This is a genomic window from Paenibacillus beijingensis (genome assembly GCF_000961095.1).
Classification (GTDB): Bacteria; Bacillota; Bacilli; order Paenibacillales; family Paenibacillaceae; genus Paenibacillus_O; species Paenibacillus_O beijingensis.
This window is the reverse complement of record NZ_CP011058.1, coordinates 3,032,395-3,053,418: the sequence shown is the minus strand read 5'-3', so window position 1 is coordinate 3,053,418 and position 21,024 is coordinate 3,032,395. Positions and strand designations below refer to the sequence as shown.

The window sequence follows — 21,024 nt, the reverse complement described above, 5'->3', positions numbered from 1 at the left end:
TGATGTTGTTTCAGTTGATCTATTTTATTTCGGTTGATCTTTATTCAAAAGTTGTACAACCTATTGGTTTAAACCGGGAAGATCCTTTGCCCGACCCTTCGCTACCTTCTCTCTTACGCGTCCATAAAATCCGGGCTGGCGAGGTGGAGAATCTCCTGACTGAGGTCGTCAAACAATGTGTGGAAAAGGGACTTTTGAAATCATCGGATACTCTTGTGGATGCGACCCACACCCACTCCAAATATGAAGCCATTGAACCGCTTAAAGTGCTCAAACAAGCAGCCAATCGCTTGCAGCGAGCGGTCAAAACAATATCAAACTACTGAAGCAGTTAACCAAAATGTTGAATTTGAGGGAGAAACAAGGGATAAGGAAAAACAAGCGCTTGCTTATTTCGCCCATCTGGGCGAGAGCATAGAACAACTGCTTCCCGATGCCGAAGGTTCTTGAAGTCACGTCTGAGGAAACGAAGAAGATTGTAAGCGATGAGCGATTATTATCTTGGAAAGGAGTACAATCAGCAATCGACCCTGATGCCCGGTTTGGTTGGAAAAGCGCGACAACCTCATTTTTCGGCTACAACGAAAGCATTACAATGACCGAGGAAAAAACGGCCGGCCCGGCCGGTCGATTTCATGACCTTGGGACAGCCGTTTTTCATTACGTTGGACAGTCGTTTTACGCGCTTGTCTGAATCGTTCAACTGCTAATTAATTAATTTCCCCTGCTGCAGCAGCGCGAAAATAACGGTAGCTGCCGCTTCGCGGGTCGTCGGGTCCTGCGGATGGAAGTAGAACACATCCCCCACCTTCGTCCCCTGCATCAACCCGGCCTGCGTCACAAACTCGATGCTGCTTTGCGCGAAAGCGCCCGCACGTCCGCTGTCTCCATACGGATGAACGCTGCCGCCGGAAGCGGGTTTAAGATCGATCAGCGCAGCGGCCTTGGCCAGCATAACGGACATTTCCTGACGGCTGATCGTTCCGTTCGGCTTAAACGAGCCGTCTCCGTAGCCGTTCACCAGTCCCGCTTCAAAAGCGGCCGCAATATCCGCGCCGTACCAGGCTCCGGATGCGATATCGGTAAACGAAGCCGCCTGGTTCGAAGAAAGTCCCAGTGTGCGGACAAGCATTGCCGCAAACTGCGCGCGGGTTACCGCTTGCTTCGGCGAGAACGAATTGTTCGATGTTCCGTTAATGAGGAATTTATCGGCCAGCGAAAGGATGCGGTCCTGTGCCCAAGAAGTGCCGATATCCGCAAACGACAGCGAACGGGTTGCCGCAGTATACGTTGCAAAAGCGCCGCGTTTGATGATAACGGTCGTCGTGCCGTCGTCATTGGCCGTCCATACGGCCGGAACGGGAAGCAGCTTGCCGTTCGCCGCATATAGGACCCCCGCATGGGACAGATCGGCCCCTTTCGGCAGTACGAACGATTTTTTCGCTGAGAGCTTGCCGTCCGTTTGCAGCGGCGTCACGACCGCGCCGTTGACCGCGCTCACCTCATACGTAATCGGCGCCCCGATCGGCGTCAGTCCTGCTGTCGCCCCTGTCAAAGCAGAGAGGCCTTCGGATTGATGCGTAATCGTAATTTGCAGGCCGGAACCGGATGGAACCTTCTTAAGCAGATCGACCGGCAGTTCAAGCGCACCCGATGTATCGGACAACAAGAGCGAGCTGCCCTTGCTCATGGCTGCCAGAGCGGCTGCCTGCGAAGCGGTCAGATTGAGCTGCGCCTGCGTGCCCGTACCTAACGGAATCGTTACGGTCAGCGCAACCGGCGAATTGCCGCTGCCGCTAAGCAGCTCCTGCAGGTCCTGATCGTTTATCGTTGCTTTGGTCAGCTTTCCTTCCGTTTGCAGTACTGCCTTAAGCGTCAGCTGCCGCTGTCCTTGGCTTATCAATCCGGGAAGCGCCAGATCAGGGGCCGCGGCCGGCGGAGCCGGAGGTACTGAAGGCGGAGGGGTCGGGACCGTAGGCGGGTTGCCGCCCGACGGAATATAGGCCGGCAGCGTAACGGTTGTCTTCGTAGAGTCCTTAACGTCCGGTTTTTCAGCCGAAGCGATGCCTACCGTCAGTTCCACATCCGTATTGCTGGACGGCCTTGCGAGCAGTTTGCCGTCGTTGCCGATCAAACCGGTATTGCTGCTGCCGTACACTGAGTAAATGACCCCTTCCGTGCTCGGGAACGTCAGTACCGGTTCTCCTACCGTCGTTGTGTTAACCGAGGCCGGCTTGAAGTCATTTTTCGCTGCCGCCACCTTGGCAATCAGATCGGAATAAGTGCCCGGCAGCGTAACCGGAACGTAGACATTATCCGTTACCGTCGGCTCTTCGCCGGCAGCGATCTGGACCGTAACATCCAGGCCCGTATCGCGGAGCGGCCGCTCAAGCAGAATACCGTCATTGCCGACATACTGCGTGTTGCTGCTGCCGTATACCGAGTAGATGACCCCTTCCGTTACCGGAAGCGTAAGAACAGGGCTGCCCACAGTCGTTGTATTGGATACATTGGGCTTGAAAGCCGCTTTGGCAGCCTCAACCTTATCCCTTGGCGTGTTTGTCACGGCAAACTGGCTAGAGGCGAAATATAGAACCTGGCTGCCGTCAGGATTCTCTGCAATCGAGCCGTCATCGTTCAGCTTTGCGGCATAAACCTCTAATTTATACTTTCCGTTGGTCAAATGCTTGACGACCGGGTTGTTGTTCTCATCAACTTCATCGTCGATATAGCTTCCATCCAGTCCCGTTACGGCAATCCTTCCAGGCGGAATGGTCTGCAAATTTCCTTGATCGTCCACAATATAACCAACGCTCAATGTACCGATGTACTCGTCATCCAGCCCGGAAACAGCAATCTCAATGTAGTTGACATCTTCGGCCGTCAAAGTGAACGACAGGTCAAAGGTATCGTCAGCTTGGTTTCCGCCTGGAGAAATAAACGGGCTGGTCAGCGCAATATCCTGAACCCCGAAGCCGGTCACCGGACGTTCCGTTCCGACATGAACGACAAACGGCAAATGCAGGGAAGGCAGACCGTCGCTTGTCAACAGCACTTCGCCTTCATAGATGCCGTCCTGCGCTTCGCCTTTCGGAGCGGCCTTCAGGTTAAACGTTTGGATGCTGCCTGCCGAAACGGCGATGCTGCCGTCCGCATTCAGACCGCTCAGGCTTGCCTCAATATCCGTCACGTCAGGCGTTGTTACCACTCCATACGTATCCGAAGTCACACTCGGGTGCATGATGATTTGCGGCTTATATGTGACCGGTTGGCTGGACGTATTTTTCACCTGCAGCGTGACGGTCTTGGCGTCGCTTCCGGCAGGCATAATTCCGAAGCTTGCGCTGTCTCCGTAATTGACCGTTTCGAACGGCATCATGTCTTTGCTGAGCAGCGTCAGCGTCTCGACCGTTTGCAGCAAAGCCGGCGTCTCGATCGCCTTCGCCACGTTCACGCGGCCGGCGCCCTGGGAGTATACATCGTACGGGGTGCCGGATTGATCGCTAATTCCATCGGATGTATTCGCAAGCGCGGCGCGGATGTCGAACGGCGTCCATTCCGGATGCTGCTGCCCCAGCAGCAGCGCCAGTCCGGCCACATGCGGCGTTGCCATACTGGTACCGCTGGCACGGGCGTACGCTTCATCATAAGACGCATCCGGGTTCGTTTTTCCATATGCCGGGTAGGTGGACAAAATATTGACCCCCGGAGCGCCAAAGTCCGGTTTAATGCTCAGATTTTCGTCCGATTCCGGTCCGCGCGAGCTGAAAGCGGCCATACGATCGCCCTGCTCGATTGAAGACGGGTACTGATCCCCGAAGGTGAATGTCAGAGGGGTATCCGGATTTGCCAGCACTTCTCTGGCCAAAGCGCGGCCCGGCTTTCCTTCCATATCGAATGTAGGAATATACTCGGGGCTGTCGCCCAAGTACCCGTTCGGGATAAAAGAATCACGGCCGGGAATGGAGTCGGCCAGATTCGCTTCGGTCCCTTTGTTAGAACCGTTAAATATAATGACCGCTTTCGCCCCGTGTGCCTTAGCAATCGCGATTTTGTCCACGAAAGAAAGACTGCCGCGGGAGAGAAAAACGACTTTGCCGTTCGCGTCTTTGCCTTCATAGTCCGCAACATCGCCAAGCCCCGCATAAATCGCATGAATAGGCTCCGTTCCGAGAATGGATTTGAAATCCTCCTGGTTCGTTTTCCAGCCCATCAGGTTTGATTTATAGGAAAGGTTGCTGTCAAAAGAGCTTTTGACCGTGGCCTCGAAATGGCGGCTTAAGCTGTTTACCGCCCCGACGGAGATCGCCAGCTGCGCCGATGCAGGCGAGCCCATGGAGTAATAGAAAGGCCCGTCATTGGCGGCATTTCCGCTTGCCACGACAACCGTTACGCCGGCCAGCACCGCATTGTTGACGGCGATCGAATCCGGCGCGTTCGGATCTTTTTCCAGACTTGATCCGAGAGACAGGTTGATCACATTCATGCCGTCTTTTACGGCGCGTTCGATGCCGTCAATGACCTGAGCGCTTGAACCGGAAGATCTTCCTGTTTCCGCATTGTATCCGAGCACTTTGTAGGCATAGAGATCGGCCTCGTAGGCAACCCCTTTCTGGATAATATCCGACGTCTGGTTGGCGGCTCGCCCCACGATCGTACCGGATACGTGCGTGCCGTGGTCTGTGCCTCCGAGATCGTCATGGGGCACATCTTCGTACGGATCATCCGTATTATAGAAGGAATTGTATCCTCCCTTATACGCGTCTTTCAAATCCGGATGCAGGTAATCCACCCCGGTATCAAGGACGCCGACTTTAAGCCCTTTTCCGGTGAGCCCTTTGGCCCACGCCTGCGGCACGCCGATTTGCTCCAGCGGCTCGATGTCCGTAAATTGGCTTGTGGACGCAGAGGCGGGGGCTTCAATAGGAAGCACGTAATAGGTTTTATTTTCATAGACGGATTTAACGCCCGAAATGGAAGACAGCTCAGGGATTTGATTCGCCGGCAGCTCAATCTCCATTCCGTTCAGCACCGTATCAAATTGCTTTGTTACTTTAAAGTCGATTCCGAGCTGTTTGGCTTTGCTAATAAAAGAGCTTTGTTCACTTTGAACCGCTGCTTCCGTCGACTCGGCAGCCAGAGCGCCGAGACCCATTTTGGCGGCATACTTGCCTTCGGAGACGGATGCGCCGGCCAGCTGGACGATAACCCGGACCGGTTTGTCGGAGGAAGTGCGCAGCTTGGGGGAAATGATCGGTTTCTGATCGAATTCAGCCGCCTGGATGGAGGATAGCCCGGCATGGGCTTGTGCCAGCTTGCTTAAAGCCGGAATTGAAAGTCTCGTGGATGTTTGCAGCTTAACGCCGCCAGGTCCGGAAGCATCGGCAGCTCCGGCCGCAGACGGGAGGACCAATAGGCCGGACAGCACGCTCGACAGGACGGTCAGCAACAACTTTTTTGTCTTTTTGTTCAAAATCGTTCCTTCTTTCCGGATCCAAAATATGTACTAAATATTCAAAAGCCTGCAAAATAATACTGTAAACAGGGAAAATTGCAGCTTGGCGCCCGTTTAATTTCCAATTCTCACCTCCGTTTATATAAAACTACTAAACATATCCAATCAAAAAAACTGACTATTTCATTAATTTTCCGTCAATTTTCGGTGATTTTATAGGCTTTAAGTACTAGATGTAGTTAGATGCTGTCGAAATTTGGCACATAGCAAAAAGGCGTTCGCAGCCTAAGCGACAAACGCCGTCGATAACTCACTCTTTCGGACTGTATAATTATTCCTTCCGTCTTGACGATAGTTATCTTGAAAGAAATTTTGGAGGGTTACATCAAGAAAGGATGATGTATAATGGCGTTATCTTCCAGAACTTAGCTATCGAGTTAGGCTCTTTCATTAATAAACTTACGCAATTTCAAATTTTTTAGATGCAGTGAAAGGAGGTGTCATGTTTAATAAAAGATACACTATTATGGAAATTTTAATATTAGTCTTACTTTTAAACATGACTTTCTCCTACCTGATTTCGAAGCATGCTATGTCTGTTCTGAGCAAAAGCCTTTCTGCAGAACTTGCTTTCAATAGACTTCGAATATTGAACCAATATGTTGTAAGTCTGACTTCTATTATTTCGATGCTTGTTATCGAAATTCTCATATGGCCGATCATGAAACCGCTTGGGTTGACGGGCAAAATTGTACTGGTTATTGCACCGAGCCTCGTCTTGATCTTGCTAATTACGGTCAAACAGTATTTCTACCATCAGGCGGTTACAAGAATAAGAGAGACAGTGGAGAGTTACCGGGAACATCTCTGACTCAATATATTTGCCCAAAAGTGGGTAGACACAATCTTTTCGTCCGTGGATGCATGGTTAGATATTCTTTTCCCAATGGCACTTATCCTGCTTCTAAACATCGTGCTTCCCCGGTTTTATCCGATGCTGTTAAAAGCCGAAAAAAATTGAGGACTTCAGGCAATTACGGCTCACGAAATCGGACATGCAAAAAAACGTCATCTATGGGTCAGGTTGATCTTGATGATCGGCATGGTTCCTGTTTTCTCATCCATCGGCCATCTCATGGATGCATACGGTATGTCGTTAAGTCCTTTTATCGCTCCAAACAAAAGTGGCCACGAAGAATAAGAAAAGGTACCGGACAAGATTGGGCGAAAGCTTGCAGCAAGCTCTTCCCTCAAAGAGGCAATTCAGCCCCCCGATTGGATAGTTATCCGGACAGCTTCAATTTGAGGGGCTGAACTCCTTTATTCAGTCCGTCCCTCCTGCCGGTCCGCCCCGCAGCGGGAGCCAATTGGCATCCCGTCCCACTGGATCTCCGTGTCGGCCTTCCGCCCGCGCACCCCTTCCTCTTCCAGCAGCAAAAAGAAATTTTTCGTCGGCAAGAATCCGAGCCCGTGCTTTGCGCAAAGCTTGTCCAAGTAAGGCCGCATCGGCTCCGTATCGGCGGATGCGTTGTCGCCTTCCTGCGAGAACGCATACAGAACGGATGCAGCCGGCACCCGCTTCACCCGCCAGCGGGCCGAGACGCGCAATATAAAGTCCCAGTCCCAGTAGTGGTACATTTCATCGTCGAACGGGCCGATCACATCGTGAATCTCTTTTTTATAAAGGCAGCCGGAAGGAATAAACGTCGAAAATTCCCGCATCCCCTGCGGATCGTAGCGGTAGGCGAACGTAAGACGGCTAAGCGGCACCCGCCGGCCGTCCTCCACCCGGTACCCGACGATTTCCGCATCGCTGTACACCAGGTCGCAGCCTGAAATTTCGTCCAGCATCCGCTCCAAATGGCGGGGCAGCAGCAGATCGTCGTCATCGCAAAACATGACATAACTTCCCCGCGCCGCCTTCAGTCCTTCATTCCGCGCCCGGCAGTGCTTAACGTTCTCGCTTAAGTTGATGATCCGGATGTCGAGCTCGGGATACAACCGGCAAACTATGTCCACCGGCTCGCCCGCGTCATTGACGACGATCGCTTCAAAGTCCTGCACCGTCTGCCGGCGCAGTCCTTCCAGCATTTCGCACAGCGCCAGCGGCCTATTGTAGGTCGGCGTCAGAACCGAGACGAGCGGCTCCAGAAAATGGCGCAGGCTGGCCCGGACAACCTGGACGGTCTCCTGCTTCTGCTCCAGCAGCCGGCAGCGTTCATGCCTGTCTGCCGCAAGATCGCCGTCGATCAACGTCAGGATCCATAAGGAATGAAACAGCGCATAACGCATATATCCTGCCACAAATGAATCCCGGTCAAAAAGCGGACTGCCGTTCTCAACTGCTCTCGCCTCCAGGTAATCATACAGCGCCCCGATGCGGTCCGTCTGCGCCAGCGCCGGCCGGCGGTATGTCGGACTAGTAATATCGAGCAAATTGTACAAATCCCAGTAAACGCTGTTCAGCTGGGCAAATTCCCAGTCAATGACCGTCAGCCCGCCGTTTACAAACGCGATATTAAGCGGATAGTAGTCCCCATGCGATACGACGGTGCAGTCAAAATACTCGTGCGGCTTTTCCTCGCACAGGGCGGCCATCCGATCCACCTGCCGGGTCGTGAGACCCTCTTCGGTTGCGATCCGCTTCCAGATCCCCTGACGCTGCCGGACCTGTGCAAGCACCTCAAGAACGCCCGGGGTATGGCCGACACCGGCTGAGCCGATGGGAAGAATATCCTTCGGAAGGCCGTGCCACTGAGCGGCCGCCTTTGCCGCGCTGCTGAGCATGGCGGGAGTAACGGAGTGGTCAATCTCCCCGAGATCCTCCTTCAATATCCAGCAGCGGTCCGGGTCGCTGCTGTCGGAATAGGCAATTACTTTCTCGGAGGCAACGCCCAGTTTGGGTAGCAGATGCTCGTCCAGCCACACTTCCCGCCCTTTCGTGTCCGGATTCGTAAGCGGTTTATAAATCACGCTCTGCACGGCGCCGCTCTCCGTCGCCATCGACCAGCGCTCAACCTGCTTGCCGTTTCTGCCCGTATAAATCGGCTCCCGTTTTATCGGCGCATCCGCGCGCGGCATGCCGTCCTGGCCCATCCATTGCATCCATTCCCGCTCACTCATTTTGTTCAGGCCTCCGTTACGGTTCGTGAAACCCGATCTTAACATAGTCAACTACCCACCACCTATGCTAACGCTTTGAGGTGGGGGCTTGTAACTGCCCGATAGTACAAATGCCTGGCGGCTCCTATCTTTTTCACTCTTGCGAGCGTGGCGTTACTTTAGGCAGGCTGACAACTACCCAACTGCACAAGTCATGCTTGTGCAGTCACTTCAACGATGTACTCAATTCCTTTTCGTTGAAGATTCATTGCACCAATACGATCATCATTTGATTGATATCCACACGTTTTACAGCAGAATGTATGTTTTTTCTTATTCCGGTTTCCTTTCTCTGTATGTCCGCATTTCGGACATGTTTGAGAAGTAAACCGTGGATCGACGGCAATCATCCTGGAGCCAGACATAAGCGCTTTGTACTCGATCATCTGACGTAATTGGTAGAATGCCCAAGAAACCGTTTCATAACGATTTTTGACTCTCACACGCTCAGTAGCTTGACGAACACCCGATAAGTCTTCGACTACAAACAGTGTATTTGCTCCATATCGTTCAACGAGTGCCTTTGATACCTGATGGTTTACATCTGACATCCAACGGTTTTCTCGTTGTCCGATTCGTTTCAGCTTCCTGCGAGCAGAAGCTGTACCCAATTGTTGCAGTTGTTTACGCATATGTTTGTAGATCGAACGCTTATTCTTGATTAATCTTCCATTAAAGAACAAGGATTTTCCCTGAGAGTCATAACTAACCGCAACAAAATGAATGCCCATGTCAACACCGACTACTTGACTGATTGTATGTTCAGAAGCTGTTGGAATTTCTTTCGTCATCGGGATATGCAGATAGAACTTCCCAAACTTGTTGACAAGTTTTGCAGTACCAAAAGACCATGTTCCGTCAAAGTATTGTTCCATGCCTTTCGTTTCAAATGGCACTTTCACCCGACCGCCAAGTGTATTAATCGAAAATAGTCCTTGAGTAAGCGAATAATCTCGATTCCATACGAGATCATATTCAGGCTTTCGGAACTGAACTTTTGTCCAATCGTGACCGTTACTCTTCAGAGACTGATAGCGGGCAATTACAGTTTTCATAACCGACTGTGCCATTTGAGAACGTAGAGAAAAGCAAGAACGCAAACTTTCATAAGTGATTTTGTGTAATTTCGCCTGAGCCAATTGCTTCGTATTAAATACAAGAGCAGAAACGTAATTACATCCCATACGGTAAGCATGAAGTGTGTTTCTCAGCAATTCAATCTGTTCAGATGTGGGATTGATCTTTATTTTTGCTGTAATCGTCATTTGCATTTATCATCACCTCACTTTCACTAAAATAATGATATCATAGTGTGTAAAGAAAGGAGAAGCAGGAGAGAGTGTCGGACAACTGAACAGGAAGATTCCTGTCCTTGTCCGAATCGCATTCCTCCCCCACTTATAGAAGTAGGGGTCTCCTGCGCTAAAATGATGAAAGCCCCTTCGGGAGCGGAATCATGTTTCCGCTTCCCCGAAGGGGCTTATGGTCAGGACGACTATCGTTCAGCTCCGCCATGCAAGCGCCGCGGGCGCGAGCCGGAAGAGAGCCGGAAGAGAATCGCAGCCGGAAAGAAGCTTATTGGATAAGCGTTTCCCGGAAGGATCCAAGATGGCCGGAACGCGCGATTTTGGTCTGTAAATATTTTTCATTATGAGAAGAAACGCTTCCCCACAGCGGAATCCGTCCGCTGACGTTCAGGCCCGCTTCGCGCAGCGCATCCAGCTTTTTCGGGTTGTTCGTAATGAGCGTGACCGCCTTGGTACGCAGCAGACGCAGCACGCTGATCGCTTCGCCGTAATCTCTCGCGTCGTCGGCAAAGCCGAGTTTCAGGTTGGCATCAACGGTATCGTATCCGTTCTCCTGCAGCAGGTACGCCATCGCCTTGCTGAACAGCCCAATGCCCCGTCCCTCGTGATTGGCCAAATAGAACAATGCGCCCGCGCCGGTATCAATGATCATCTTCATTGATTGCCGCAGCTGGAAACCGCAATCGCAGCGTTTGCTTCCGAAAATATCGCCCGTATGGCAAATGCTGTGCATCCGGATCAGCGCCTGCTCCGCATGCTCGAAATCGCCGTATACGAGCACGCTTGACTGCTGCTTGTCGGCAAGTTGAAAGGATGGCAGCCGCCGGATCAGCGACTCCGTCCCCTCGCTTCGTATAGCAGCTGCTTCGGTCTCCGATACCGATAGCCAGGAGTACCAATTGAACGTGACCGTTTGCCCGTCGAGATCGACCGGCAGTTTGATGGGGCCGACTACAATATTCGTCGTGCCGGCCGGGCCGTCAGCCATTCGGACTTTTCCGTTCAGGATGGCAGCCAGATTTGACGCGGCTGATACGTTTATCGTTGAAACTGTCTTAGACGTTGCGGATGCGTTTGTCGGTGCAGCTGTATTAGACATTGGGGATGCGTTTTCCGTATTTACTGCGTATGATGTTGCTGACGCGTCGGCCGTTGCCGATGCAGTTGCATTTATTCTTGGCATTAGAAGTCACCTCTATATTTGAACTTGCCGGAAGAGCCGGACCAACAAATTGGCGCTGAACTTCCGGCGAGGAATTTTTGTTTCATTCACAAGCAAAGCGCGAAAAAGGTATAAAACCACGCCTCATCACGCTCGTCACGCAACAACCAGGCACCGGAAAATGAGCGGACCGGCGCGCATCGCGGCGCAGCTTTGTCGGTGGTCAGTGCTTGCGCTTGTTAAAACGCCAGGCTCAAATAACTAAGTGCGCCCAATTCGTATCCGCGGTAAATCACGTCGGGTTTGCGAGCTTCATCCCCGGAACCGGCTCCAAGCGCGATAAACAGCGGCACGAAGTGCTCCTCCCGCGGTACGGCATGACGGGCATGCGGCGCTTCGGATTCATAATGGAACAGTGCTTCATAATCGCGCTCCGTCATTTTTTCGATCAGCCAGTCGTCAAATTCGACCGCCCACGGCTCCGGCTCGCCGAACTGGGGAGCCGACCAATTAAGCGCCCGCAAGTTATGGACCGTCACGCCGCTGCCGATCACCAGAATATCTTCACCGCCGAGATCCCGCAGCGCTTCGCCGATTTTGTATTGCTCGGCGGGGGGCAGAAAAGGATGGACCGACACTTGAACGACCGGGATGTCCGCATCCGGATACATGCGGCGCAGCAGCGTCCAGGAACCGTGATCGAGTCCCCTTTCCATATCCTTGTTTACCTTAATGCCTGTGGCGGTCAACCGCTCTGCAACGGCTGCGGCCTCCGTGTCGGACCGTTTCGCCGGATATTGAATCCGGTACATTTCCTCCGGAAAGCCGCCGAAATCGTAAATGGTATCGTATGTGCCGTCGCCGGCCGAAATCGTTAAGACTTCGCTTTCCCAATGGGCGGTAAAAATAACGATCGCTTTCGGCTGCAGCTTGCGGCCCAAATCGGCCAAAAACCCGGTATAAGGCGTATCCTGAATCGCAATCATCGGACTGCCGTGCGCCAGGAAGAGAGCAGGTACCATCATTAACGCCTCCAATAGCATAGAATCAAGGTGTTGGATATCGGATAGCCCGACATGACGTGGCGAGATGACACAATGTTGCATCAAGACGGTCAGCCGTTTTTCGTATCCCTTGAAATTAACTTACTTTATGTAATATAGTATAAATAATAAATATGTTTTCGTCAAGTAAACTTAATACGAATAGAAACTATATATGTTTTTGTGAAGCTGTGGTAAACTGAATTCAATGAGGTGATCGTATGAAAAAGGAATCCCTATGCCCACGCTTCGAGAAAGCGCTGGAGACGTTAAGCAAGCGGTGGAACGCATTAATCGTATTCCAGCTGCTTTCCGGTCCGCAGCGTTTTGGCGAAATCGAAGCCGCTCTGAACAACCTCAGCGGCAAAGTGCTGTCCGAACGGTTGAAGGAACTGGAGGCGGAAGGCGTTGTACGCCGGGAAGTATATCCGGAGATGCCGGTGCGCATCGAATATTCGCTTACCGATAAAGGCCGGGCGCTCGCTCCCGTGTTCGCCGAGATCAGCAAGTGGTCCTCCACCTGGATCAGCCTGTGACCCATTCGGAATTCGAAGCGCAGCGGCACGGGCGAATGTGGCAATTTCATCGCCGAAGCCGTCTGCCGAGCGGGTTTTGAGGCACGCGGCGGATCATTCTTAAGAAAGCGGCGGATGGTTGCATCGCAACAATGAGGTTGTCCTACAAGGATTGAATCTCATGAATCCGGTCAGTGGCTTTCTCTAACGGAGCTTGCTGCCGTTATTTGCCGTAAAATGGCCGTATCTCAAATATAACGGATACCAGAGTCGCTATTGGGCGGATAAACAGACGAAATACGGTCTGTATCAGTGAATAGCGTCGCATGGATCCGTTACATTTTTCATGTGCTTCATTTCCTTCAAATAACGTCTGCTGGCTCCGTTAAAAAACTCAGCAACCGAAGATTCCGTTGTTTCGTAATATACTTGCGTTTTCGGGGGTTCAGGTTTCAGGATTCAGGGTTCAGAGAGTTCCGGCCTTTCCTGTTTCGGGGCTTACCAAAGTGATTATTGAGGCCGATAGCTTTAATCAAAATGAAACTTTCATACGATCCGTTCCGTAAATAAACGCGCCTTATGATACGATACGAGTGAATTTGAACGGGTAAAGTGAGGATGAAAGTTTTGAAATTGATCAAGTCCGTATTGTTTGTCTTGTTAAGCCTGCTGCTGCTGGCCGGCTGCGGATTGCTAGAACAAAAGCCGCACTCCTCCGAGGCCCCGACCGGCTTCGACGAAGTCGCCAATTATTTGAAGGTCCATAAGCAGCTGCCGGATAATTTCATCACAAAGGATGAAGCGAGGAAACGGGGATGGGATCCCCGGAAAGGCAACTTGGATGAGGTTGCGCCGGGGATGAGCATCGGCGGCGATGTCTTTCAAAACCGCGAAGGCAAGCTGCCGCGCAAAAAAGGGAGGGTTTGGTACGAAGCGGATATTAACTACAAATCCGGCCGCCGGGGCGATGACCGCATCCTCTTCTCGAGCGACGGGTTAATCTACAAGACGGAAGACCATTACAAGACGTTTCAGGAAATGAAGTAGCACAAGCAGAAACGGCTTAAATATCCCTGGCAGCAAAGGCTGGGGTTGCCTTATTCCGCGAACAAAAGATTCGCGATGAAAGAAGAAAGTCGTGAACATAAGTCTGTTGAAAAAAGAGGACTCGATTGGAGGGGTCACCATTTGCGCGAGGTCTTACTGGACGGCAGAAAAATCGATCATCTGAATGAGCTGCACGCCGCTTTGAAAGAAGCGCTTGAGCTTCCGGACTACTACGGCAACAATCTGGACGCCTTATGGGATTGTTTGACCGGATGGGTGGACATGCCGCTCACAATCCGCTGGCTGCATGTTGAGGAAAGCGAACGGAAGCTTGGCGCATACAGCCGGCAACTGCTGCAGCTTTTTCGGGATGCGGAACAGGAAATGGACGGCTTTCGGCTGGTTCTATCGTGAGTTCGTCTTAATAATCGACTCGCTTCACAACATCACGCTTTTTTCCATATCTCCTGCTTCTCCAAGCGCTCATCCCTCCCCCATTTATTTCAACGTATGCGGAAATCAGCGGTCCCGCACGTTTAGGCTCCGAACGACTCCGCCTGTTCGATTCGCCCGGTTCGATTCGTTCCGGATGAGGGAGTGGTGGATGCCGGGTTATTTTCTAACGGCTGCCATTACCGCTAATTTAATAAAAATGACCCCTTTGAATTTCTAACGGCGATGAGCGCAGCTATTGGTTGCAAGAATAGCCCTGTTTGGGCGAAAACCATCAGATAAGGTCTCTCAAAACCGTTACATTTTGCAATAGGGCATTTTGAGCAAAATAACGTCTTTGCCAGCCGTTAGCTCTCGAAGGTCGCGGGCTGAACCTACGACCCCATCGCCGCAGGCGATGCGTTCAATGAAAATCGGTACGGGCCTCTCGCCCGGACCGATTTTTTTTACCCGAATAGCCGCCTACCCGCGCTTCGCGCCATAAGCCGTTCCGTTATCGAATTGCGCCTGCCATTCGGGCGCGGCGATGCCCGGCACCTTGCCGGACAGCAGCCGGTCATCGCTGCGTTTCATCCAGTCCTCGACCTTGCCGCGCAGCTCCTGCAAAATGTGCGCATGGCCAGGGTCGTCCGCCAAATTATGTTCCTCCAGCGGGTCATGGCTTAGATCGTACAGCTCCTCGGGCACATTCGGCTTATAATAACCGTCGCGCACATCCTGACCGGACAAGCTCACATGAATGTCCAGCGGCAAATAGACGGACGGGCCGTCCTCGAAGTTGCGGATATATTTGTACCGTTCCGTCCGGATGCCGCGCATCGGGTGGTACAGATCGTGCCAGGTCAGCTCCGAGAAAAAGTGGTCCCGCGCCGCGTATTCCTTCTCCTTCTGCAGCAGTCCCCAGAAGCTGCGGCCGTCGAGGCCGGACGGAATGTCCGCTCCCGCAAACTCCAGCAGCGTCGGCATCAGGTCGACGTTGCACAGCAGGCTGTCCACGACAGTGCCGCCTTCGAGCACGCCGGGGCCGCGCATAATGAGCGCCGTTTCGAGGCCGGCGTCCATCAGCGTCCCTTTGGCGCGCGGAAACGCGATGCCGTGGTCGGTCGTGTACACGACAAGCGTGTCATCGGACAACCCCGAAGCTTCCAGCGCAGACAAAATGCGGCCGATTCCTTGATCGAGCGTTTTGACCGAGCCGTGCAGCAGCGCAAAATCGTCCCGCACGTTCGGCGTATCCGGCAAGTATGCGGGCGGCAGAATAGAATCTGAAGGGTCGGCGACAGGTTCGTATTCGTCGAAGTCGCGGTGCGTTTCAAAGAAGCCGACCGAGGCGAAAAACGGCCGCTCCCGCTCGCCGTCCGCTCTCTCCTGCAGGTAAGCGGCCACCCGCTCGGCGACGTCCGGCGCGCGGTCGCCGGGAACGGGCAGCACCTCATCGTACCCGAGCTTATAGGTGGACGAGCGGATCGCGCTGTTCGGCTCATCGATCGTTTCATGGCTGAAGCCGATCAGCGCCGTATCGTAGCCCGCCCGCCCGAGCGCCATCGGCAGTGTCGTGACGGCGGCTTTCATCGAGAAGCCGAGATGGCTGAGCCCGATCATGCCGTGATTTTGCGGATACAGGCCGGAGATGATGCTGGCGCGGCTCGGGCTGCACTGCGGAGCCGGACAAAAGTAATTGTCGAAGCGCACTCCCTCTTCCGCCAAGGCGTCAATGGCCGGCGTCTGCACGGATTTGCCGTAGCACCCCAAATAACGACCGGTATCGTGGGAGATCAGGAACAAAATATTTTTTCGATTCATTATAATTGGCCCCTTCCAAGTGTAGGATCGGTTTCGTTACTCTTTTACCGCGCCCGACGTAATGCCGGATATGATGCGGCGCTGAAACAGCAGCACCAGCAGCACGATCGGCACCGTGACGGTCACCGTCGCCGCCGAAATTTCGCCCCAGGGGAAGGTGAACTCCCCTTGAAACATCGCGATGCCGACCGGCACGGTCATCATCGACTCCTTTGTATTGATCGTGAGCGCGAACAGAAATTCGTGCCACGCCTCGACGAAAACGACGATGGCGGTCGTGAACAACCCCGGCGAGACGAGCGGCACGAGAATCCGGGAGAAGACGACGAATACCGACGCGCCGTCCACTTTGGCCGCTTCCTCCAGCTCGCGCGGGATTTGCTTGAAGAACGTCGTCATATACCAGATCGCAAGCGGCAGCGCATAGGTGACGTACGGAATGACAAGCCCGAAGTAACTGTTGCGCAGGCCGGCCTGCTGCATGAACAGAAACAGCGGCGATATCGTCGCGATCTGCGGAAACATCGAGACGGCCAGCAGCAGCCCGAGAAACAGCGTTTTGCCCGGGAAGTGCAGTCTGGCAATTGCATAAGAAGCAAACGACGCGACGACGATCGCGACGGCCATCGTCATCACCCCGACCGTCAAGCTGTTCAGCAGGTACCCGCCGAACGGGTGATTTTGGAATACAGACAAATAGTTGTCCAGCGTATACCCCGGTACGATCACCGAAAAAGCGTAGCGGCCGTACAAATAGCTCGGCGACTTGACGGAAGCGAGCAGCACCCACAAAAAGGGGAACATCACCGTCAGCACGAATGCGGCCGTCGCGCCGTAAAATAACGGCCCCGCTTTTTTGCTCATCATCCTGTTTCCCCCTCTCTTTTCATCTCCAAGGTACCGCTACCCCGCCCGTCTGCCGAGCGCATCGGATCCGAGAAGCTTCACGTAAACCATGCTGATCAGCAGCACGCATACGAACAAAATGACGGAAAGCGCCGAGCCCGTGCCGAAGTCCAGCTCGCTGAACATCGTCTTGTAAGCGTAAATGGAGATCGATTCCGTCGAATTGGCCGGGCCTCCGCCCGTCAGCACGTAAATGAGATCGAACACCCGGAAAGCGTCCAGCGTCCGAAACATTAAGGCGACGAAAAAAGCGGGCTTCAGCATCGGAACGGTCACATGGACGAACTGCCGCCACCGGCTCGCGCCGTCCACACGCGCCGCTTCATACAGGGAATCGGGAATGGATTGCAGGCCGGCGAGCAGCAGCAGCGCGACGAAAGGCGCCGTTTTCCACACGTCGGCCATGACAACAGAAGCCATCGCCCACCCCCGCGTCGACAGCATCGCTCCCATATTGGGAATGATGCCGGCCGCGGCAAACAGCTTGGCGACGATCCCATTCTGCCCGTCGTACAAAAAGTGCCAGATCATCGCGGATACCGCCGTCGGCGTCGCCCACGGAATGAGCACGGCCGCCCGCACGAGACCGCGGCCCCTGAACGTCCGGTTTATAAGCAACGCGATCAAGAGGCCGATCAGCATTTCCAGTGAAACTGCAAGCACAGTGAACAGCGCGGTATTGCTGAGCGCCGCCCATAGACGGTTTCCCGACAGCAGCGCTTTATAATGCGCCAGCCCGACAAAGTTCGGAGACGCCAGCGAATCCTGAACCGCCTTCGTCAGACCGACCGCTTCATCGGGGCGCTCCAGCGACCCGCCACCTTTGAGCTTTTGCAGCTCGCTGCGGATTTCCGTCATTCCGGCGCGCAGCTGCTCGGCCTTTGCGTCGTCGATCGTCAGTTGTTTCAATGGATCCGGCACCGGCTTGAAGTCGTCGAGCAGCCGATTCACCTCCTGCTCTCTGGCGGCAAAAGCCGGATCGCTCTTCAGTGACTCCCCGAGCTCCCGGACGCGGTCCGCGAGCGCAGTTAGCCGGGTTTTCGCATCTCCGTCTGCGGAGCCCACTTCCTTATTGATCGCCCCGATCAGAAACGGCATCGTATTTGCGTATTTCTCCATATCGATCGAATATTCGGCGTGCATTTCATTGCGCGCGGGATCGTTCAGACGCAGATCGTAAAGGCTGATCCAGAACGACCGAATGAGCGGCCAAACCGCAATCAAGGCAATGATCAGCACCGCCGGCAGTATCATCGCGTAAGCGATCCGGCTTTCGGTCTTTCTTCCATTTCGTTTGAACGGCATGGAACGGGTCACCCCTTTTTAGTCATACATAACGGCAAATGAAGAGCCGTGAGCATGACTCTCCATTTGCCTAAAGTCTCTTGTTTTCGTTACTGGGAAACGGCTTGTTTGATCTCCTTTTCCAAATTAGCGAGCGTTTGCTCCGGCGTCTGCTGCCCGGCCACCGCCTTGGAAACTTCCACTTGGATCAGGCCGGAAATTTTCGCATACTGCGGCGTGATCGTGCGCGGAACCGCGCTGCTCAGTCCGTTCATGAAGTCGCGGTTCGCGTACAGCGGACTCGCCTTCTGCACCTCCGGATCGTCGAACAGCTTCAGGTAGGTCGGCGTTTGCGTGCTGTTGACGGCGATGATTTTTTCCCCTTCCTCGCTGATCAGAAACTTCAGAAACTCCCACGATTCCTGCGGATGCGCGGAATATTTGCTGACGGCCGCGAGCCAGCCGCCCAGAGCGGCAGCCGAACGGGCGTCACCCGCAGGCAGCGGCGCAATGCCTACCTTGCCGACAATCTTCGATTTGGACGGGTCGTTCGCCTGCGCGTAAAGGGCCGGCCAGTGCCGAGCGAACACGGCGCTGCCTTCGATAAAGGCGGTCAGCGTTTCTTTCTCGGTGAACGTGTTAATGTTGGACGGGACGGCGGGCGAATTCAAAAGTTCGATTTGCTTCTTCAGCCCTTTCAGCGCCTCAGGGCTGTTGACGGCCACATTGCCTTTGTCATCCAGAATGGTGCCGCCGTAAGCGCTGACCAGCTCCGTAAAGCCGACGGCCAGCCCTTCATACTGCTTGCCCTGCGTGACAAATCCGTACTGCGTGCCTCCCTTGCCCTTCAACTGCTCGGCTTGCTTGAGCAGCTCGTCCCACGTTTTGGGCACTTCTTTCACAATGTCCGTGCGGTAATAAAGCAGGCCGGCGTTGTTGTAGCGGGGCAGCGCCCACTGCTGGCCGTTGTAGTAACCGGCATTGACGCCGCCTTCTAAATATTGGCTCGTGTCGATGCCGTCCTTCTGGATTTGGCGGTCAAGCGGCTGCAAAAATCCGGCTTGCGCAAATTCGGCCGGCCAGGTGACGTCCAGATTGACGACGTCCAGCTCCGACGATTTGCCGCTTAAAATCGTAACCAGCTGGTCGTGCATTTGCGAGGAATCGTTCGGAAACTCGCGCACCTCCACCTCGATTTCCGGATGCTTCGCCTCGAAAGCCGCGATCAGCTTCTTCGTCCCTTCCGTTTGATCGGCGCCCTGGCCGAACACGATTTTCACCTTTCCGCCGGAAGCTGCCTGGCTGCCGGACGTTTCGCTCTGGTTCGACGTTTGACTGGACGCATTGCTCTGCTCTGCGGAACCGCTGCTGCTTTCGGCCGAATTGCCTGCGGAATTGCCGCCCGAGCTGCCGCACCCGGCGAGCAGTCCTCCCACAAGTGTGACGCTTAAGCCGAGACTCCATAATTTGTTTGCCATATTGTTTCGCCCTCCTGAAGGTTTGATTTTTACATTCCATTGTTCCATTGTTTAAATTGCTTTTTGCTATCTGAAAAGCTTTTCAGACGAAGCGTCGGCTGCGACGCTGCATCAGAACCCGCCTGCTCCCCGGTCGCTGACCGAATCGCGTTCCACGATGGAATGTGCCACGTACGTTCTGAGCTGCTGCGGCGGCTCCCCGTTGATCAATCCAATCAATTTCGCGACAGCCAAATAGCCGATATCGTACAGCGGCTGGGCAACGGCCGTCAGCCTTGGCGTACTCATGCCCGCCATCCGGGTATTGTCGAAGCTGATGACGGAAATGTCATCCGGCACTTTGATCCGGTTGTCATGCAGGAACGAAATGGCCGCCAGCGCCCGTTCGTCGCTTGAAGCAAACACCGCCGTCATATCCGGCAGCTTGGCGTAAAGCTTGCTCATTGCGGTGTAGCTGTTCTCAAAATGGTACTTTCCGTACTCGATGTTTGACTGCGCGTCCCCCTCAATGCCGTAATCGTCCAATGCCCGCAGAAAACCGCGGATGCGCGGATGCCCCGATATCGGATCGGCCGCCGGCCCGCTGATCATGCCGATGCGTGTATGCCCGCGCCGGATCAAATACTCCGCCGCATCGTAGGCGGCCTGTTCTTCGTCGATCTTGACCGACGGAAGCTCGAACTCCAGACTGTGCGTGGCGGCAAGCACCACCGGAAAACCAAACTTCCCGAACAGCTCGTAGCTGCCGGAGTCAACCGGCTCGCTCGTCCACACGACGCCGTCGATCTGTTTTTCGTTGAGCACGCTTAGAATCGAGCTGCGGCGCTCGCGGTTGTTGTCCGTATTGCAAATGATCAGGTTGTTGCCCGACCGGTGGGCCGCATCCTCCATTCCTCTGAGCACGGCGGAATAAAACAGATTCGAAATATCCGGAATGAGCACGCCCAGCGTTTGGGTCCGCTTGTGGATGAGCCCTCTGGCCAGCGCGTTGGGGGAATAGTGCAGCCTTTGAATCGCTTCCAGCACTTTTTCCCGTTTCTCGGGCACTACGATCTCCGGATTGTTTAACACTCGCGAAACGGTGCTGATCGAAACGTTAGCCAGCCGTGCGACGTCTTTAATCGTCGATTTCATCGTTCTTCCCCGCTTCGGCGCAATAGTGAAAAGCTGCTTTCATCCCCTTTGCCCGAAACAAAAAGGCCTACTTCTCCCTTCGATGGTCCGAAAGGAATAAAAGTAGGCCGCTGGTTGTTCCAGTAGGCTCAAAAATATGTCGCTGCGTGGGCCGATTATTCTTACGATCGCTGTCGTCCTTAGGATTTCTTGATTTTATAACCCATGTAATGGTAGAAATCCAAGAACAAAGCATATGCTTCCGAAGTGGCTTTCTTGCAGAAAGCCTTCAGGCG

At 53.8% G+C, this 21,024-nt stretch carries 15 protein-coding genes and 1 pseudogene; 5 read left to right on the top strand and 11 right to left on the bottom strand.

Going from position 1 to position 21,024, the window contains the following annotated elements:
* The first annotated feature begins 2 nt into the window (after window positions 1-2).
* Window positions 3-326: a hypothetical protein gene (locus VN24_RS13840; protein WP_045670880.1), complete on the top strand. Its 324-nt coding sequence runs from the start codon at window positions 3-5 to the stop codon at window positions 324-326.
* Window positions 327-706: 380 nt separating this feature from the next.
* On the opposite strand, the gene VN24_RS28450 is transcribed toward VN24_RS13840, so the two are convergent.
* Window positions 707-5,473, bottom strand: coding sequence for a S8 family serine peptidase (locus VN24_RS28450; RefSeq protein ID WP_052702946.1), 4,767 nt, complete (start codon window positions 5,471-5,473; stop codon window positions 707-709).
* Between the two features lie 1,015 nt (window positions 5,474-6,488).
* Between VN24_RS28450 and VN24_RS28710 the strand changes: the two genes are divergently transcribed.
* Window positions 6,489-6,656, top strand: coding sequence for a hypothetical protein (locus tag VN24_RS28710; protein WP_148505364.1), 168 nt, complete (start codon window positions 6,489-6,491; stop codon window positions 6,654-6,656).
* A gap of 119 nt (window positions 6,657-6,775) precedes the next feature.
* On the opposite strand, the gene VN24_RS28175 is transcribed toward VN24_RS28710, so the two are convergent.
* From VN24_RS28175 to VN24_RS13800, 5 genes and pseudogenes are all read right to left on the bottom strand, one after another.
* Window positions 6,776-7,606, bottom strand: coding sequence for a glycosyltransferase family 2 protein (locus VN24_RS28175; RefSeq protein ID WP_045673283.1), 831 nt, complete (start codon window positions 7,604-7,606; stop codon window positions 6,776-6,778).
* 219 nt (window positions 7,607-7,825) lie between these two features.
* Window positions 7,826-8,458, bottom strand: a pseudogene (locus VN24_RS28445) (phosphotransferase); the annotation flags it as partial.
* Window positions 8,459-8,769: 311 nt separating this feature from the next.
* Window positions 8,770-9,888, bottom strand: coding sequence for an RNA-guided endonuclease InsQ/TnpB family protein (locus VN24_RS13815; protein ID WP_045670877.1), 1,119 nt, complete (start codon window positions 9,886-9,888; stop codon window positions 8,770-8,772).
* A gap of 304 nt (window positions 9,889-10,192) precedes the next feature.
* Complete coding sequence (locus VN24_RS13810; protein WP_045670876.1) at window positions 10,193-10,912, bottom strand: GTP cyclohydrolase II; 720 nt, start codon at window positions 10,910-10,912, stop codon at window positions 10,193-10,195.
* Between the two features lie 413 nt (window positions 10,913-11,325).
* Window positions 11,326-12,108, bottom strand: coding sequence for a DODA-type extradiol aromatic ring-opening family dioxygenase (locus VN24_RS13800; RefSeq protein WP_045670874.1), 783 nt, complete (start codon window positions 12,106-12,108; stop codon window positions 11,326-11,328).
* Between the two features lie 242 nt (window positions 12,109-12,350).
* On the opposite strand from VN24_RS13800, the gene VN24_RS13795 reads away from it, so the two are divergent.
* The 3 genes from VN24_RS13795 (at window position 12,351) to VN24_RS13785 (ending at window position 14,105) form a co-directional block, all read left to right on the top strand.
* Window positions 12,351-12,665: a catDE operon transcriptional regulator CatR gene (locus tag VN24_RS13795; protein ID WP_045670873.1), complete on the top strand. Its 315-nt coding sequence runs from the start codon at window positions 12,351-12,353 to the stop codon at window positions 12,663-12,665.
* A 597-nt stretch (window positions 12,666-13,262) separates the two neighbouring features.
* The gene (locus VN24_RS13790) at window positions 13,263-13,691 is read left to right on the top strand and encodes a ribonuclease domain-containing protein (protein ID WP_045670872.1); all 429 of its coding nucleotides are present in this window, start codon (window positions 13,263-13,265) and stop codon (window positions 13,689-13,691) included.
* Between the two features lie 141 nt (window positions 13,692-13,832).
* A complete protein-coding gene (locus tag VN24_RS13785; RefSeq protein ID WP_045670871.1) occupies window positions 13,833-14,105 on the top strand; it encodes a barstar family protein in 273 nt (90 codons plus the stop codon).
* Between the two features lie 501 nt (window positions 14,106-14,606).
* Here VN24_RS13785 and VN24_RS13780 read toward each other — a convergent pair.
* The 5 genes from VN24_RS13780 to VN24_RS13760 form a co-directional block, all read right to left on the bottom strand.
* Entirely contained in the window at window positions 14,607-15,947 is a 1,341-nt protein-coding gene (locus VN24_RS13780; protein ID WP_045670870.1) for a sulfatase family protein, read from the bottom strand.
* A 36-nt stretch (window positions 15,948-15,983) separates the two neighbouring features.
* Complete coding sequence (locus VN24_RS13775; protein ID WP_045673282.1) at window positions 15,984-16,811, bottom strand: carbohydrate ABC transporter permease; 828 nt, start codon at window positions 16,809-16,811, stop codon at window positions 15,984-15,986.
* A 39-nt stretch (window positions 16,812-16,850) separates the two neighbouring features.
* Window positions 16,851-18,158 (bottom strand): carbohydrate ABC transporter permease, encoded by a 1,308-nt coding sequence (locus VN24_RS13770; protein ID WP_045670869.1) that lies wholly within the window; start codon window positions 18,156-18,158, stop codon window positions 16,851-16,853.
* Window positions 18,159-18,247: 89 nt separating this feature from the next.
* Window positions 18,248-19,615 carry an ABC transporter substrate-binding protein gene (locus VN24_RS13765; protein WP_045670868.1) on the bottom strand — a complete coding sequence of 456 codons (1,368 nt, stop codon included), beginning with the start codon at window positions 19,613-19,615 and terminating at the stop codon, window positions 18,248-18,250.
* Window positions 19,616-19,726: 111 nt separating this feature from the next.
* The gene (locus VN24_RS13760; protein WP_045670867.1) at window positions 19,727-20,749 is read right to left on the bottom strand and encodes a LacI family DNA-binding transcriptional regulator; all 1,023 of its coding nucleotides are present in this window, start codon (window positions 20,747-20,749) and stop codon (window positions 19,727-19,729) included.
* Window positions 20,750-21,024 lie beyond the last annotated feature (275 nt).